Origin of the sequence: Cognatishimia sp. SS12 (genome assembly GCF_028369055.1) — a bacterium.
In the GTDB taxonomy this organism is placed as follows: Bacteria; Pseudomonadota; Alphaproteobacteria; order Rhodobacterales; family Rhodobacteraceae; genus Cognatishimia.
This window is the reverse complement of the sequence record NZ_JAQNCZ010000002.1, coordinates 189234-205350: the sequence shown is the minus strand read 5'-3', so window position 1 is coordinate 205350 and position 16117 is coordinate 189234. Positions and strand designations below refer to the sequence as shown.

Here is a 16117-nt window from a genome sequence, read left to right as displayed (position 1 = left end):
CACGCGGGACAAGGATAACCTGCGGCCTGTGATGGAATCGGTTTATCGCAACCTCATGCACAGGGATATACACAGGAGAGGTTGGAAAAAAATTCATCTAATCATTTGATAATCATAGATAAAAATTGTCGATTTTTTCGACTTGCCAGCCTTATCCACCACAGCAAGTATCTCAAAAGCGCCCATGTGGAAAACCACTGAAAAACACAATAATCCCCAGAAATGCGCCGCACTACCTAATCAACTTCCTTTCTTATAAATATATATTTATTTGGAAGAGAGGATCAGCGCAGGACCAACACGTGACCAACTTTCTTTCTGATTATTATCTCTGGATCAAAGCGCTGCATATCATGGCTGTGATCAGCTGGATGGCAGGTCTTTTCTATCTGCCACGTCTGTTCGTCTATCACGTGGAGCGCGCCCAGCCCGGTGATCAGCTTGACCAGACCTTTCAGGTGATGGAATTCAAATTGCTCAAAGTGATCATGGGCCCAGCAAGCGTCGCCACATGGCTCTTTGGTCTGTTGCTGATGCTGACCCCCGGGATCGTCGATTGGGGCGCTGTGTGGCCCTACACAAAGGCCGTGGGCGTCATTGCGATGACAGGGTTTCATCATTGGCTGATGGCGTGTCGAAAATCCTTTGAACAGGGGGATAATCAGCTGACCGGGCGGCAATACCGGATGATGAACGAAGTGCCGACACTGCTGATGGCGCTGATTGTCCTGTCGGTGGTTGTGAAGTTCTGAGCAGCGTTTGACTTAGCCGGGGAATCCCCCTATTTCTGATCACAACAGCGCCCATCCGGGTGGCATGTCTTCCATTGCAAATTTCCATGAGATGGCCAGTTTTCGGCCACCAAAGGTTTATCCATGTCCGATATTAAACTTGCGCTTTCTGACCTGAAAGCGAAGAGCCCAAAAGATCTGCTTTCCATGGCGGAGGAGCTGGAGATCGAAAACGCCTCGACCATGCGCAAGGGCGAGATGATGTTCCAGATCCTGCGTGAACGCGCCGATGAGGGCTGGGAAGTGTCCGGCGATGGTGTGCTTGAGGTACTGCAAGATGGCTTCGGTTTCCTGCGCTCGCCCGAGGCCAACTATCTATCAGGTCCCGATGACATCTATGTCAGCCCCGATATGATCCGCCGCTATTCCTTGCGGACGGGCGACACCGTCAATGGTGTCATTAAGGCCCCCGAAGAAAATGAACGCTACTTTGCGCTGACCGGTGTTGCGACCATCAATTTTGAGCCGCCGGAAAAAGCCAAACACAAGATCGCGTTTGACAACCTGACACCGCTCTATCCGGATGAGCGGCTGAAGATGGAAATCGAAGACCCAACAATAAAAGATCGTTCCGCGCGTATTATCGATCTTGTGGCTCCGATTGGCAAAGGTCAGCGGTCCCTGATCGTGGCGCCGCCGCGGACAGGTAAGACCGTTTTGCTGCAAAACATCGCTCATAGCATCGAGGCAAACCATCCAGAGTGTTATCTGATTGTCCTGCTGATCGATGAGCGCCCCGAAGAGGTGACAGATATGCAGCGGTCGGTGAAGGGTGAGGTCATTTCCTCGACCTTTGATGAACCCGCCACTCGCCACGTTGCCGTGTCTGAAATGGTGATCGAAAAGGCCAAGCGCCTGGTGGAACATAAACGAGATGTAGTGATCCTGCTTGACTCAATCACAAGACTTGGTAGGGCTTTCAACACGGTTGTGCCCTCGTCCGGCAAGGTTCTGACCGGTGGTGTCGATGCAAATGCCCTGCAACGTCCAAAACGCTTCTTTGGTGCGGCGCGTAACATCGAAGAGGGTGGCTCCCTGACGATTATCTCCACCGCGCTGATCGATACCGGCTCGCGTATGGATGAGGTGATTTTTGAAGAATTCAAAGGCACCGGTAACTCTGAAATCGTGCTTGATCGCAAGGTGGCGGACAAGCGGGTCTTCCCGGCGATTGACATTCTGAAGTCGGGCACCCGGAAAGAAGATCTGCTGGTCGAGCCGAAAGATCTGCAGAAAACCTTTGTTCTGCGCAGAATTCTGAATCCAATGGGCACAACAGATGGCATCGAATTCCTGATCTCCAAGCTCAAGCAGACAAAATCTAATAATGAGTTCTTTGATTCCATGAATGCGTGATGCGTCATGGCCTTTGAAAACGATACCATTTTTGCATTAGCGACGGCCCCCGGGAAGGCGGGGGTCGCTGTCATTCGTGTGTCTGGTCCCTTGGCTGCGACTGTCGCCGCGACCTTAGCAGGCAGCACCCCGGAGCCGCGCATCGCGACTTTGAAAATTCTGCGCGACGCGGCGGGGACGCGCCTTGATCAGGCGCTTCTGCTCTATTTTGCCGAAAAAGCGTCCTTCACCGGCGAAGCTGTTTTGGAACTGCATTTGCATGGCTCTGTTGCGGTGGTGAACCGTGTGCTGCGCGTCTTGTCAGATATGCCTGGCTTACGGCTCGCGGAGGCGGGAGAGTTTACGCGACGGGCGCTTGAAAACGGCGTGATGGATTTGGCGCAGGTCGAAGGGCTTGCCGACCTCATCGATGCCGAAACCGAAGCGCAGCGCAGACAGGCCTTGCGTGTGCTTTCTGGCGACCTCGGCGGCATGGCAGAACGCTGGCGCCGAGATCTTATTCGCGCCGCGGCGTTGATCGAAGCCACAATTGATTTCGCTGACGAAGACGTCCCTGTGGACGTGACACCAGAGGTGACATCGCTGCTGGAAGGGGTCTCTGCGCAGCTGACCGCTGAGATTGCCGGTGTCGAAACGGCGGAGCGCATTCGCAATGGGTTTGAGGTTGCGATCATCGGGGCACCTAATGTGGGGAAATCGACGCTGCTGAATGCACTGGCGGGCCGCGACGCGGCCATCACCTCTGAATACGCCGGAACGACGCGTGATGTCATTGAGGTCCGTATGGATCTCGCAGGAATTCCTGTCACGTTGCTCGACACAGCGGGCCTACGCGAGACGGATGATGTGGTCGAAGGTATCGGGATCGAAAGGGCGAAAGCGCGGGCGGAGCGGGCGGATTTACGTATCTTTCTGATTGAGAATGGCGACCCCCCCGAGTTTACGCCAAAGCCCAATGATATCATTCGAACAGCAAAGGCTGATGTCGCATCCAACCGAGCAAACGCAATTTCCGGAAAGACCGGGGAGGGCGTCGAAGACTTGGTGTCTGAGGTTGCAACCAAACTCTCCACCTTGGCCGGACGCTCCGGCGTCGCAACGCGGGAACGGCATCGCATAGCTATGATACGCGCTGACGAAGGCTTGTCGGCCGCGCGCGCTGTTCTGGCACACGGCGCTGATCACTATGATATAGCTGCAGAGGAATTGCGAACCGCGATTCGTGCGCTGGATTCGATTGTGGGCCGGGTGGATGTTGAGAACTTGCTCGATGAAATCTTTTCCAGTTTTTGCATTGGCAAATAGGAGTGTTTCACGTGAAACATTTTGATGTGATTGTAGTTGGCGGCGGACACGCAGGCTGTGACGCAGCCCATGCGGCGGCCCGTGCCGGAGCCAGTACCGCGCTTGTCACGCTGACGCTTGACGGGATTGGCGTGATGTCCTGTAACCCGGCCATTGGCGGCTTGGGGAAAGGACATTTGGTCCGAGAGATCGACGCTCTAGATGGGGTTATGGGACGCGTCGCTGACAAGGCTGGCATTCAATTTCGCTTGCTGAACCGTCGAAAGGGCCCCGCAGTGCAAGGTCCACGCGCACAAGCGGATCGGAAGATCTACCGGCACGCGATGCTGCAGGAAATGCAATCCTGCCCAAATTTGACAATTATAGAGGGGGAGGTTGTAGACCTTCTGATGCCTTCTGATCGCATAAATGGCATCCAGCTGGCAGACGGGACCGAAATTCGGGCAAGCGCAGTTGTCTTGACTACCGGAACATTCCTGCGCGGAGTCATTCATATTGGCGACGTTGCGAGGCCCGGTGGTCGCATGGGTGATCGACCTTCGGTGAAACTCGCAGAACGCATTGACGATTTTGGCTTGCCTCTCGGACGGCTCAAAACCGGTACGCCCCCGCGCCTCGATGGCCGAACAATAAAATGGGACCTTCTGGAAAAGCAGCAGGGGGATGAAGACCCTGTCATGTTCTCCTTTTTGTCTGATAAACCGACAGCGCAGCAAGTCGCCTGCGGCATCACACATACCAACGCGAAAACCCATGATATCATTCGCGAAAATCTATCGCGCTCTGCCATGTACGGCGGTCACATCGAAGGGGTCGGCCCACGCTATTGCCCTTCGATTGAAGACAAAGTCGTCCGTTTTGCGGACAAACAGTCTCACCAGGTCTTTCTTGAACCCGAAGGTGAGGATGACCACACGGTTTACCCCAATGGGATTTCGACGAGCCTGCCTGTAGAGATACAACACGACTATGTCGCCTCCATTTACGGGTTGGAGGGCGCAAAGATCCTGCAGCCTGGCTACGCAATTGAATATGACTACGTTGATCCCAGAGCACTGGATGCGTCGCTGATGGTTCGTGACGTCGCTGGTCTGTTTTTTGCCGGTCAGATTAATGGTACCACGGGCTATGAAGAGGCGGCAGCCCAGGGCCTCGTGGCAGGTTTGAACGCCGCGCGTTTTGGGCAGAACCTTGAACCACATCATTTCTTGCGGTCTGACAGCTATATCGGTGTCATGATCGACGATTTGATTACCCGAGGTGTGACGGAGCCCTACCGCATGTTCACGTCACGCGCCGAATTTCGATTGTCCTTGCGCGCCGATAATGCCGACCAGCGGCTCACAGAACTTGGCTTCAATCTTGGGCTTGTGGGATCTGAAAGATTTGAAATATATCGCACCAAGCGGGAACAGCTTGATCAGGGTAAGAATTTACTGCAGTCCTATTCTTTCTCCCCCAAGGAGGCGGCCGTCGCTGGGATATCTCTCAAAAATGATGGGGTGCGCCGCGATGCCTTTCAGCTTCTTTCGCATCCCGAAATTGTGTTTGATCAAATCGAAAACTTGATACCTGAGCTAAATACGCTGGACGAAGACATCGCCTTGCAGCTTTCGCGTGACGCTCTTTATGAGAACTACATTGGGCGGCAACAGCGAGATGTCGAAGCGCTGAAACGCGACGAGGCTCAGCGTATCCCCGATGATTTTGGGTATTCAGAGATAGAAGGCCTGTCGAACGAGTTGAAAAAGAAGCTGGAACATGCGCGCCCAGGTAACCTGTCGCAAGCCGCGCGGGTTGATGGCATGACGCCGGCGGCTTTGACATTGTTGCTTGCGAAGCTTCGGCAGCGGGAAAAACGGGAGAAATCTGCGTGAACGGTCGTTCATCTGTCATTCGCGCATTGGGTGATGTTTCACGTGAAACAATCGAGCGTTTGGATACCTATGCCGAGCTTCTCATTAAATGGAATCCAACCGTAAATCTGGTTTCAAAATCGACGCTCAAAGATGTCTGGATGCGGCACATGTTGGATTCCGTAGAAATATTCCAATACGCTGCGCCGGAAGCGGGGCGCTGGGTTGATCTAGGCAGCGGCGGCGGGTTTCCTGGGCTTGTGGTTGCGATCCTGTCTCAGGCCGAAAAACCAGAGCTTTCTGTATCGTTGGTAGAGAGTGATGTCCGGAAATGCGCCTTTATGCGAACAATTTTGCGAGAAACCGATACGGAGGCGAAGATCTATACCGATCGGATTGAGCAACTGTCGCCTCTGCAGGCAGATTTTTTGTCTGCAAGGGCGCTGGCCGATCTAGCCAAATTGTTTGAATTTTCCGAAAGACACATGGCGAAAGACGGTATAGCATTATTTCCAAAAGGGATAACTTGGCGAAGCGAAGTGCAAGATGCAAAAGTCGCTTGGTCGTTTGAGTGTGAGAGCAGGAATAGCTGTACCCAAGAGGGTTCTGTTATTCTGAAAATCAGGGATATCGAGCGTGTCTGACATTATTCGCGGTGCACACCCCAAAATAATTGCGGTGGCCAATCAAAAAGGCGGTGTCGGTAAGACGACTACGGCCATTAACCTGGCTGCGGCGCTGGTCGAGCAGAAGGCGCGTGTTCTGGTTGTTGATCTCGATCCGCAGGGCAATGCGTCGACAGGGCTTGGGGTGGATGTTGAGGCCCGCGATTTCACGACCTATGATCTATTGCTCGGCGATGCACGGCTGGAAGATGTTATTCAGCCACTTAGCATCGAAGGTATGGCGATTGTGCCAGCGACCGTTGATCTGAGCTCCGCTGACATTGAATTGATGTCCAATGAAAAACGATCTTTCTTGCTGCATGACGCTTTGCGCCAACCGGCTATGGAGTCCTTCGGTTGGGATTATATCTTGATTGATTGTCCGCCGTCTTTGAACCTTTTGACCGTGAATGCGATGATCGCGGCACATTCGGTGCTTATCCCGCTGCAAAGTGAATTTTTCGCATTGGAGGGGCTGTCTCAATTGATGCTCACGGTTCGAGAGGTTCGCCAGACCGCCAATCCGGAATTGCGCATCGAAGGGGTCATTTTGACGATGTATGATGCGCGGAACAACCTTTCGCAGCAAGTAGAGGACGACGCGCGGGAAAATCTGGGGGATCTCGTCTTCAAAACCAGAATTCCACGAAATGTTAGGCTTTCCGAAGCACCCTCATTCGCGTGCCCAGTGTTGGAGTATGATCCGACGTCCAAAGGGGCCGAAGCCTATCGCTCGCTTGCGAGAGAATTATTGAACAAACACATCGGCGCAGCCGCGTAATTTCGGAGAAACATCATGGCAGAAAACAAGATTAAGTCGCGTGGTTTGGGGCGTGGGCTGTCGGCATTGATGGCGGATGTTACTGAAACTGCAAAAGGCTCAGCCGAAGAGGGCGGGCGTCGGCCAGATATGTTGGTGCCTATTGAAAAGATTCAACCAAATCCAGATCAGCCGCGTCGGCGGTTTGACCCTGAGCACCTTGAAGATCTGGCAAATTCAATCCGGGAAAAAGGTGTCATTCAGCCATTGATCGTGCGGCCAAAGCCGGGCGTGGTGGGTAGCTATGAGATTGTTGCTGGTGAACGTCGCTGGCGTGCATCACAAAAGGCGCAGCTGCATGAATTGCCAGTGATTGTGCGCGAGTTTGATGATACCGAAGTGCTTGAAATCGCGATCATCGAAAATATTCAGCGTTCGGATCTGAACCCAGTTGAGGAAGCCGCGGGCTATCGTCAGTTGATGGAGAAGTTTGGCCATACACAAGAAGTATTGTCGCGTGCCCTTGGCAAGAGCCGGAGCCATATCGCCAATCTGATGCGCTTGCTGAATCTTCCGACGGAAATCCAGGATTTGTTGGAAGAGGGCAAACTCAGCGCGGGACATGCGCGCGCCTTGATCACCTCTGATCATGCGAAGGAAATTTCCAAACGTATCGTCGCCGAGGGTTTGTCAGTTCGTCAGACGGAAGGGTTGGTAAAGAAATACGCTTCGGGCGATCTGGAAAAACCTAAAAAGCCAAAGCCGGTTAAAGATGCGGACACCAAGGCGCTTGAAGGAGATCTTTCTGCCAATTTGGGAATGAAGGTCGCCATTGATCACAAGGCTGGAGGCGAAGCCGGTCAGATCACCATCAAATATGACAATATGGATCAGCTTGATGAGCTCTGCCGGATTCTGAGTGCGAACTGAGTTTTCGACCCTATTTCTGTCCTGACTGATGGTACGGATCTAGCTATTTGGCCGTGTCCAAATGAAGGTGAGCACCGCAGTCAGGATGATGATCTGAAGGCCGAACACCGGCCAAGCCACGTTCAGCAGAAATGACATCGCGAGCACAGCCAGGATTGAAACCGTTGACCAACGTTTGGCCACGCGGCTGATGGCACCTTTTGTCCGCCACTCTTCAATAGGCGGGCCAAAGATACGGTGGCTAAGGAGCCAGTGGTGCAACCTGTCAGAGCCCTTTGCAAAACAGAAGGCTGCGAGCAGTAAAAATGGAACCGTCGGCAATAGCGGCAGCACAACGCCCAGGGTTCCGAGGGTCAGACTGAGCAGGCCGCATATGGTCCAAACGAAGCGCATCCTTTAGTCTGCCAGAATTTCGGCGAGCAGGGTGTTGAGTACCATGCGCCCATCTTGGGTCGCGTAAATTCTTGACCCGTCTTGGCGTAGCATGCCGATCTCTTGCAGATGGGTCAGCCGGTCTGCGGGCAGCCTGCGCCCGGCGAGATCCTCCCACCGATTGAGATCGACCCCTTCTTGTAGCCGCAGGCCCATCATCATCATCTCATCGGCCTGATCCGCGCGTGACAGCGCCGTGCGCAGATTCTCAGCTTGGCCGCATTCCACAGCTGTCATCCATGATGTTGGCGATCTGACGCATTCGGTTGCGTATCGTTGCCCAGAAAGCGTAAGCCGGCCGTGCGCGCCCGGGCCAATCCCGATGTAATCACCGTAGCGCCAATAGATTTTGTTGTGCACACTTTCACAGCCGTTTTTGGCATAGTTAGAGACTTCATAGCCTTCGAACCCGGCGTCTTCGCAAATCTCTGCGGTGCACTGGTACATGGTTGCGGCTAGGTCATCTTCGGGCAAACCGCGCAACTTGCCCTTGGCATAGCGATCACCAAAGGCGGTCCCAGTTTCCACGGTCAATTGGTAAAGCGATAGGTGGTCAATTGCCATCGCCAGCGCCTCGCGCAATTCGGCCTGCCACGCGGCCAATGTTTGGTTTTGGCGCGCATAGATCAGATCGAAGCTGACGCGATCAAATTCACGGCGCGCGATATCAAAGGCTGCTTTTGCTTCGGCTGCGGTGTGCATGCGCCCAAGCCGCCCAAGATCGGTGTCATTAAGGGCCTGTATACCCATCGACACCCGGCTGACGCCGCCTTGCCGATAGGCCGCGAACCGGGCGGCTTCGACAGAAGTTGGGTTGGCCTCGAGCGTCACCTCCAGATCATTCGCAGCGGGCCAGTGCTGACGCGCACGTGCAATGATTGCGGCGACAATTTCAGGATCCATCAAAGAAGGGGTGCCGCCGCCAAAAAAGATGGAGTTCAAAACCCGCCCGCTTGTTTCAGCGGCGACACGATCCAATTCGATCAAATATACTTTAAGCCATTGTTTTTGTTCTATTTTTTTAGAAACATGCGAATTGAAGTCGCAATAGGGGCATTTGGCCATGCAAAATGGCCAGTGGATGTAGAGGCCAAAGCCCCCATGGGTCCAATCTTCAGCCAAAACAGCCTGCAACGAATTTCTGCAGCGCGCGGCCGCGGTGGCTGATTTTGTTTTTCTCGGTTTTTGGCATCTCTGCGCAGGTCACATCCAACCCCTCGGGAACAAACATCGGGTCATAGCCAAAGCCGCCGGCACCACGGATGGGCCAGGTCAGGCTGCCGGGCATGACACCTTCGAAAACCTCGTCGTGCCCATCCGGCCAGGCCAGAATCAAGGTGCATCGAAACTGCGCAGTGCGCGGCGCATCCGGGCCTTTGGCTGTGATTTCGTCATTGGCGCGGCGCATTGCCATCATGAAATCACGCCCGTTGCCGGTTTCGGCCCAGTCGGCGGTATAGACACCGGGGGCCCCATCCAGGGCGTCGATTGTGATGCCACTGTCGTCTGACAGCGCCGGCAGGCCGGTGGCCTGCGCAGCGGCATGGGCCTTGATCCGCGCGTTGCCGACAAATGTGTCTTCGGTTTCTTCCGGTTCCGGCAGATCATGATCGGCAGCCCCCACGACGTTGACGCCATGGGGGGCGAGAATCTCGCGAATCTCGGTTAATTTGCCCTGATTGTGCGTGGCAACCAGAAGCGTGTCGCCGGTGAACTTGCGGGTCACGCCACGGCTTCCAATTGCAATGCGGCCAGTTCTGCGACGCCTTTTTCCGCCAAATCCATCAGCTGGTTCATCTGATCCCGGGAAAAGACCGAGCCTTCGGCGCTCATCTGTACTTCGATCAGGTTTTTGTTGCCGAGCATGATGAAATTGCCATCAACGCCGGCCTCGGAATCTTCGGGGTAATCCAGGTCAAGCACAGGCTGACCTGCATAGATGCCACAGGAAATTGCGGCCACCGGAGAGATCAGTGGATCGGTGGTAATATCCCCTGATTTCAATAGCTTATTAACAGCGAGGCGCAGGGCAACCCAGCCGCCCGTGATAGAGGCACAGCGGGTGCCGCCATCGGCCTGGATCACGTCACAATCCACAGTGATCTGGCGTTCGCCGAGCGCGACACGATCCACGCCGGCACGCAGGCTGCGGCCGATCAACCGTTGGATTTCGACAGTGCGCCCGCCCTGTTTGCCTGACGCCGCCTCGCGCCGCATCCGCGAGGAGGTAGAGCGCGGCAGCATGCCGTATTCGGCCGTGACCCAGCCCAGGCCAGACCCTTTGATAAACGGCGGCACGCGCGCCTCAAGGCTGGCGGTGCACAAGACGTGGGTGTCACCCATCTTGATCATGCAAGACCCTTCGGCATGTTTGGTCACATCGATTTCAATCGACACGGGGCGCATTTCGTTCAGCTGACGTCCAGAGGGGCGCATGATCTATCCTTTGTTTCTTGGTGTTTTCTTGGCCAACGGATACCTTTGTGCACGGGCCGAACGCAAGCCCGATTGACCTTTCGACTTGAGGCTCTTTAATTGCATCTTAGATAGAGTTGGTGAATGACTGAACATAACAACATTCTGGATGAAATGAGTGATCGCACGCGCGAGGTGTTTCGCCGCGTTGTCGAGGGCTATCTGCAAACAGGTGGGCCAGTTGGGTCGCGGACGTTAACGCGGGATTTTTCCGAAAAGGTCAGTGCCGCCACCATCCGCAATGTTATGCAGGATCTTGAATATCTGGGGCTGCTGGATTCACCGCATGTCAGTGCGGGGCGCATTCCGACGCAACACGGGCTGCGGATGTTCGTTGACGGCTTGCTTGAGGTGCGCGATCTGGATCGCAATGACCAAGAGCGGATCGACGCCACTTTGGGCGAAGCCAACGCTGATGTCGGCAGTATGCTTGATCGTGTGGGGTCTGCCCTATCCGGGGTGACGCAGGGGGCCAGTCTGGTCCTGGCCCCCAAACACGAAGCCCCCATTCGGCACATCGAGTTCGTCAGCCTGGCGCAGGACCGCGCGCTTGTGGTGTTGGTCATGGCGGATGGGCATGTGGAAAACCGTCTGTTTGTCCCGCCCGTGGGCCATACGCCCAGCAGCATGCGCGAGGCCGCCAATTTTCTGAACTCTCTGATCGAGGGTCGGACGCTCTCTGAATTGCAAACCGTGATTCGCAAAGAAATCGAAGCGCGCCGCCAGGAAATTGATGCGCTCAGTCGCAGCCTGATTGATGATGGTTTGGCCGCATGGGCGGCCGATGGTCAGACCCAAGAACGCTTGATCGTGCGCGGACGCGCCAATTTGCTGGGTGAAAGTGGCAGCGATGAAGATTTTGAGCGTATTCGCAACCTGTTTGACGATCTGGAGCGCAAGCGCGATATCGCTGATTTTCTGGAATTGGCCGATCAGGGCGAAGGTGTGCGCATTTTTATTGGCTCTGAGAACAAACTTTTTTCACTTTCGGGTTCCTCTTTGGTGGTCTCTCCATATATGAACGCTGATCGAAAGATCGTGGGCGCGATTGGGGTCATTGGCCCAAAGCGTCTGAATTACGGACGGATTGTGCCGATTGTGGATTATACGGCGCAACTGGTGGGTAAAATGATTTCCCGCCGGGCATAGAGGTGGAACATGGCAGAGCCGAAAGAAAACGAATTTCTGGACGACATCGCTGAGGCAGAGGCCGAAGCATATGCGGATCTCGATGAGCTGGAATCCGAAGCCATTGAGCTCGATGAGCTGAAGGCAGAGCGCGACGATTTCAAAGATCGCTGGATGCGTGCCCTGGCAGATGCGGAAAACATCCGCAAGCGCGGCGACAAGGCGCGCCGCGATGCCGAAATGTACGGTGGTTCACGTTTGGCGCGGGATATGTTGCCGGTCTATGACAACATGAAGCGCGCGATGGAAGCGATCACCGATGAGCAAAAGCAAGCGGCGCCTGCGGTGATCGAAGGGATTGAACTGACGATGCGTGAGCTGCTGAACGTCTTCAAAAAACATGGCCTGTCGGTCATTGCCCCCGAAGTTGGCGACAAATTTGACCCCAACCAGCACGAAGCCATGTTTGAAGCGCCGGTTCCGGGCACCAAAGCGGGCGATATCATTCAGGTGTCTACCGAAGGGTTCATGCTGCATGATCGTTTGCTGCGCCCGGCGCAGGTTGGTGTCAGCTCTGCGCAGGGCTGATCAAACCCACTCTGCAAAACCGCATTGGCATGTTAGAAAGCTCCCGATATTTCGGGAGCTTTTTGTGTTTCAACGGTCGATAACTGCCCTGTTTGCTTTGATCCTCGCGGCCCAGGTCCATGCGCAGGATCTGCCGCGTCAAACCGGCGCGTTGCTCTATGATTTTGCCAGTCTGATGACCACCGACGAGGCGGCAGAAACCGAAGCCAAGCTGCGTGAACTTGGTCAGGAACGCGGCATTGAATTTGTCGTTATCACCATCGCCAGCATGGCGGACTATGGCCATCAGGCTGCGATAGAGCCATTTGCCACGAATTGGTTCAATACGTGGGGGCTGGGGGACGCCACGCGCAATGATGGGGTGATGTTTCTGGTTGCCCACGATGATCGCGTGATGCGTATTGAGGTTGGTGCAGGCTATGGCGACAGCAAGAATGACGCCATGGCCGCCATCATTGACGAGGTGATCAAGCCGCATTTTCGTGATGATGACTACGCGCGCGGCATTGATCGCGGCGTGGATGCGATCGTGCATGAGATATCCGGGGTTTGGCCGGGGGAATTTAACGCTTCCTTCATTGAAAAGCTTTGGAATCCCCTTACACGCCTGCTCGACCGGATCGGGGATTGGATCGCCATTGCCTATGCGTTTTTCGCCGGGCTAGCCTATCGCGGCTACCGCAAGTGGAAACGCAATCGCCCCCGGATTTGCCCTCGGGATGGCAGTAAGATGCAGCGCTTGGGTGAGGCGGCGGATGACGCCTTTTTGCAACCGGGTGAACGGGTCGAAGAACGGCTCAAAAGTGTGGATTACGATGTCTGGGAATGCGGCCAATGCGGCCACCGAAAGATCGAGGCGTATAAATCCTGGTTCAGCAACTACTCGGCCTGTCGCAGCTGCAATTTCCGTACATTGGAAGGGGACTCGAGTGTTGTGACAGCGGCGACCACCAGCAGCGAAGGGTTGCGGCGGATCGATTACAATTGCAAAAATTGCGGCGATACCTATCACACCCACGCCACCATTCCGAAAGTCTCCAAAAGCAGCTCGTCCTCCTCTTCGGGGGGCTCTAGCGGCGGGGGCTCCTCCTCAGGCGGTGGGGCAAGCGGGAGCTGGTGAAGCCTATTAACTATCTGATTTAGATATATTTTTTAGATCGTATAGCAAATCAAGCGCTTGCCGAGGCGTCAGCTCATCCGGGATAATCGCTTCAAGCTTTGCTTCAACCGGCGAGGGGGCAGCGCGCGCGCTTGGCAGCGGGGCCGGGGCGGCGGCAAAGAGCGGCAGCTCGTCAATCAGCGCCTTGGGTTTGCCACCTTCGCGCTCACCTTGTTCCAGCCGCTCAAGCACATCGCGGGCACGCGCAACGACCGAGGCCGGAAGCCCGGCCAACTGCGCGACCTGAACCCCATAGCTGCGATCTGCGGCCCCCTGTTTGACCTCATGCAAAAAGATCACTTCGCCGTCCCATTCCTTCACGGCAACGGTGGCGTTGGCCACACCTGAAAGGCGCCCGGCAAGGGCGGTCAGCTCGTGATAATGGGTGGCAAATAGCGCGCGTGAACGGTTCGCCTCATGCAGATGTTCCAGTGTTGCCCAGGCGATTGAAAGCCCGTCATAGGTGGCGGTGCCACGGCCAATTTCATCCAGGATCACCAGCGCCCGGTCATCCGCTTGGTTCAGGATGGCGGCGGTTTCGACCATTTCCACCATGAAGGTGGAGCGCCCGCGCGCCAGATCATCGGACGCGCCAACGCGCGAGAACAATTGGCTCACCACCCCGATACGCGCAGAACTGGCGGGCACATAGCTGCCCATCTGCGCCAAGAGGGCAATCAGCGCGTTCTGACGCAGAAACGTCGACTTACCGGCCATGTTGGGACCGGTCAGCAGCCAGATGCTGGCGCCGTCGCCACCGGACAGATCACAATCGTTGCTCACAAACGGTGCGCCGCCCTGTTGCCGCAACGCCATTTCAACGACCGGATGGCGCCCGCCCTCAATCGCAAAATCGCGACTGTCGTCGACCCGCGGGCAGCACCAGTTTTCCGAAGCGGCCAAATCAGCCAGGGCCGCTTGTAGATCCAGTTCCGCCAGCGCGCGCGCGGCGGACGAAATTGCGCCAGCAGCGGCAAGAATCGCGTCTTTCAGGCTGGAATAGAGCCGCTTTTCGATCTCAAGCGCGGTCTGTCCGGCATTCAGGATCTTGGTTTCAAGTTCCGACAGTTCGACTGTGGTGAACCGCACCTGATTGGCCGTGGTCTGACGGTGAATGAAGGTTTCTGACAGGGGCGGGGACATCATGGCATCCGCATGTTTGGCGGTGGTTTCGACAAAATATCCCAGCACGTTGTTATGTTTGATCTTTAGCGAGGCAATGCCGGTGATGTCGCTATATTGCGCTTGCATCCCGGCAATCACGCTGCGCCCCTCATCGCGCAGGCGTCGGGCCTCGTCTAGCTCCGCGTCATAGCCCGGCGCAATGAAGCCGCCATCGCGCGCCAGAAGCGGCGGTTCGGCAATCAGCGCCTCTTCTAAGGTGGCCAGCAGATCATCATGGCCCTGCAAGGCACCGGCGGCCTCGGCCAAGAGATCGGGCAGGTCCGCCGCGCTGCTGATCTCTGCCAGCGTCAGGGCCTGGGCCAAGCCATTGCGGATCGCGGCCAAATCGCGCGGGCCGCCGCGATCCAGCGACAGGCGCGACAAGGCGCGGTCCAGATCTGGCACTTTGCGCAGGTGGTCGCGATAAATGCCGGCAAGTTTGCTTTGCCCCAGCATGAACGCCACCGCCTCTTGCCGGCTGTGGATGGTCGCCAGATCAAGCGATGGCGAGGAGATCCGCCGCTCCAGCAGACGCGCCCCGCCGGAGGTCAGCGTGCGGTCAATTGTGGCCAGCAGTGTGCCACGTTTGCCACCTGACAGCGCCTGGGTCAGTTCCAGGTTGCGGCGGGTCGCAGCATCAATTTGCATGGTTCCGCCGGTGCTTTCGCGCTGAGGCGGACGCAAGAGCGGCAGTTTGCCTTTTTGGGTGATCTCCAGATAATCAACGATCGCCCCGAGCGCGCCGATTTCAGGCCGCGTAAAGGCCCCATAGGCATCAAGCCCCTGCGCCCCAAAAAGGGCGGCGACCCGTTTTTCGGCGCTGGTGCTGTCAAATGATCCCCGCGATACGGTGGTCATGGATACCCCCATATCAGAGACTGTTTCAGCCAAATCCTGCTCTGTGCCCTCGGCCACCAACAATTCTGATGGGGCAAGGCGGGCCAGTTCAGCGCCCAGGCGCACGCGCGGCACCACCATGACATTCAAGGCACCGGTGGAAATATCAGCCCACGCCAGCGCCGCGTCATCGCGCACCTGCGCAAAGGCCGCCAGAAAGTTGTGGCGCCGGGCATCCAGCAAGGATTCTTCGGTCAGCGTACCGGGGGTGACAAGGCGCACGACCTCGCGCCGCACCACGGCCTTATAGCCGCGTTTCTTGGCCTCGGCGGGGGTTTCCATCTGTTCACAGACCGCGACGCGAAACCCCTTGCGGATCAGGGTCAGAAAATACCCTTCGGCCGCGTGATGCGGCACGCCGCACATCGGGATTTCATGGCCGTCATGTTTGCCGCGTTTGGTCAACGCAATGTCCAGCGCCTCGGCTGCGGCGACGGCATCGTCAAAAAACATCTCGTAGAAATCGCCCATCCGATAGAACAACAGCGCATCTGGATGCGCGGATTTGATCTCCAGATACTGCGCCATCATTGGCGTCACAGCGGATTTGGCTGCGGTCACGTCGTTTCCCCCGAAATCTGTTTCACGAGGTGTAGCAAACTCCCTTAGCT

The 16117-nt window shown here is 56.0% G+C and carries 15 protein-coding genes; 10 read left to right on the top strand and 5 right to left on the bottom strand.

What is annotated here, in order from left to right:
• Positions 1–302 precede the first annotated feature (302 nt).
• From hemJ to N6L24_RS05540, 7 genes are all read left to right on the top strand, one after another.
• Positions 303–752 (top strand): protoporphyrinogen oxidase HemJ, encoded by a 450-nt coding sequence (gene hemJ / locus N6L24_RS05570; RefSeq protein ID WP_271843671.1) that lies wholly within the window; start codon positions 303–305, stop codon positions 750–752.
• 123 nt (positions 753–875) lie between these two features.
• A complete protein-coding gene (gene rho / locus N6L24_RS05565) occupies positions 876–2147 on the top strand; it encodes a transcription termination factor Rho (RefSeq protein WP_271843670.1) in 1272 nt (423 codons plus the stop codon).
• A gap of 6 nt (positions 2148–2153) precedes the next feature.
• The gene (gene mnmE / locus N6L24_RS05560) at positions 2154–3452 is read left to right on the top strand and encodes a tRNA uridine-5-carboxymethylaminomethyl(34) synthesis GTPase MnmE (RefSeq protein WP_271843669.1); all 1299 of its coding nucleotides are present in this window, start codon (positions 2154–2156) and stop codon (positions 3450–3452) included.
• Between the two features lie 11 nt (positions 3453–3463).
• Positions 3464–5329 (top strand): tRNA uridine-5-carboxymethylaminomethyl(34) synthesis enzyme MnmG, encoded by a 1866-nt coding sequence (gene mnmG / locus N6L24_RS05555; RefSeq protein WP_271843668.1) that lies wholly within the window; start codon positions 3464–3466, stop codon positions 5327–5329.
• Complete coding sequence (rsmG, locus tag N6L24_RS05550; RefSeq protein ID WP_271843667.1) at positions 5326–5952, top strand: 16S rRNA (guanine(527)-N(7))-methyltransferase RsmG; 627 nt, start codon at positions 5326–5328, stop codon at positions 5950–5952. Before mnmG ends, rsmG begins: the two co-directional genes overlap by 4 nt.
• Positions 5945–6754 (top strand): ParA family protein, encoded by an 810-nt coding sequence (locus tag N6L24_RS05545; protein WP_271843666.1) that lies wholly within the window; start codon positions 5945–5947, stop codon positions 6752–6754. The genes rsmG and N6L24_RS05545 overlap by 8 nt, the downstream gene beginning before the upstream one ends.
• A 15-nt stretch (positions 6755–6769) precedes the next feature.
• Complete coding sequence (locus N6L24_RS05540) at positions 6770–7663, top strand: ParB/RepB/Spo0J family partition protein (protein ID WP_271843665.1); 894 nt, start codon at positions 6770–6772, stop codon at positions 7661–7663.
• A 39-nt stretch (positions 7664–7702) separates the two neighbouring features.
• Here N6L24_RS05540 and N6L24_RS05535 read toward each other — a convergent pair whose 3' ends face one another.
• The 4 genes from N6L24_RS05535 to rph are packed head-to-tail and all read right to left on the bottom strand — an operon-like array spanning position 7703 to position 10531.
• Positions 7703–8056 carry a YbaN family protein gene (locus tag N6L24_RS05535; protein WP_271843664.1) on the bottom strand — a complete coding sequence of 118 codons (354 nt, stop codon included), beginning with the start codon at positions 8054–8056 and terminating at the stop codon, positions 7703–7705.
• Positions 8057–8059: 3 nt separating this feature from the next.
• Positions 8060–9217: a radical SAM family heme chaperone HemW gene (gene hemW, locus N6L24_RS05530; RefSeq protein WP_271843663.1), complete on the bottom strand. Its 1158-nt coding sequence runs from the start codon at positions 9215–9217 to the stop codon at positions 8060–8062.
• Complete coding sequence (gene rdgB, locus N6L24_RS05525) at positions 9210–9821, bottom strand: RdgB/HAM1 family non-canonical purine NTP pyrophosphatase (protein ID WP_271843662.1); 612 nt, start codon at positions 9819–9821, stop codon at positions 9210–9212. Before rdgB ends, hemW begins: the two co-directional genes overlap by 8 nt.
• Positions 9818–10531, bottom strand: coding sequence for a ribonuclease PH (gene rph, locus N6L24_RS05520; RefSeq protein ID WP_271843661.1), 714 nt, complete (start codon positions 10529–10531; stop codon positions 9818–9820). Before rph ends, rdgB begins: the two co-directional genes overlap by 4 nt.
• A 123-nt stretch (positions 10532–10654) precedes the next feature.
• Between rph and hrcA the strand changes: the two genes are divergently transcribed.
• The 3 genes from hrcA to N6L24_RS05505 all read left to right on the top strand — a co-directional run bounded on the left by hrcA (position 10655) and on the right by N6L24_RS05505 (position 13406).
• Positions 10655–11719 (top strand): heat-inducible transcriptional repressor HrcA, encoded by a 1065-nt coding sequence (gene hrcA, locus N6L24_RS05515; protein ID WP_271843660.1) that lies wholly within the window; start codon positions 10655–10657, stop codon positions 11717–11719.
• Between the two features lie 9 nt (positions 11720–11728).
• Entirely contained in the window at positions 11729–12286 is a 558-nt protein-coding gene (locus N6L24_RS05510; RefSeq protein ID WP_271843659.1) for a nucleotide exchange factor GrpE, read from the top strand.
• Between the two features lie 64 nt (positions 12287–12350).
• The gene (locus N6L24_RS05505; RefSeq protein WP_271843658.1) at positions 12351–13406 is read left to right on the top strand and encodes a TPM domain-containing protein; all 1056 of its coding nucleotides are present in this window, start codon (positions 12351–12353) and stop codon (positions 13404–13406) included.
• Positions 13407–13412: 6 nt separating this feature from the next.
• Here N6L24_RS05505 and mutS read toward each other — a convergent pair whose 3' ends face one another.
• Positions 13413–16037: a DNA mismatch repair protein MutS gene (mutS, locus tag N6L24_RS05500; RefSeq protein WP_271843969.1), complete on the bottom strand. Its 2625-nt coding sequence runs from the start codon at positions 16035–16037 to the stop codon at positions 13413–13415.
• Positions 16038–16117 lie beyond the last annotated feature (80 nt).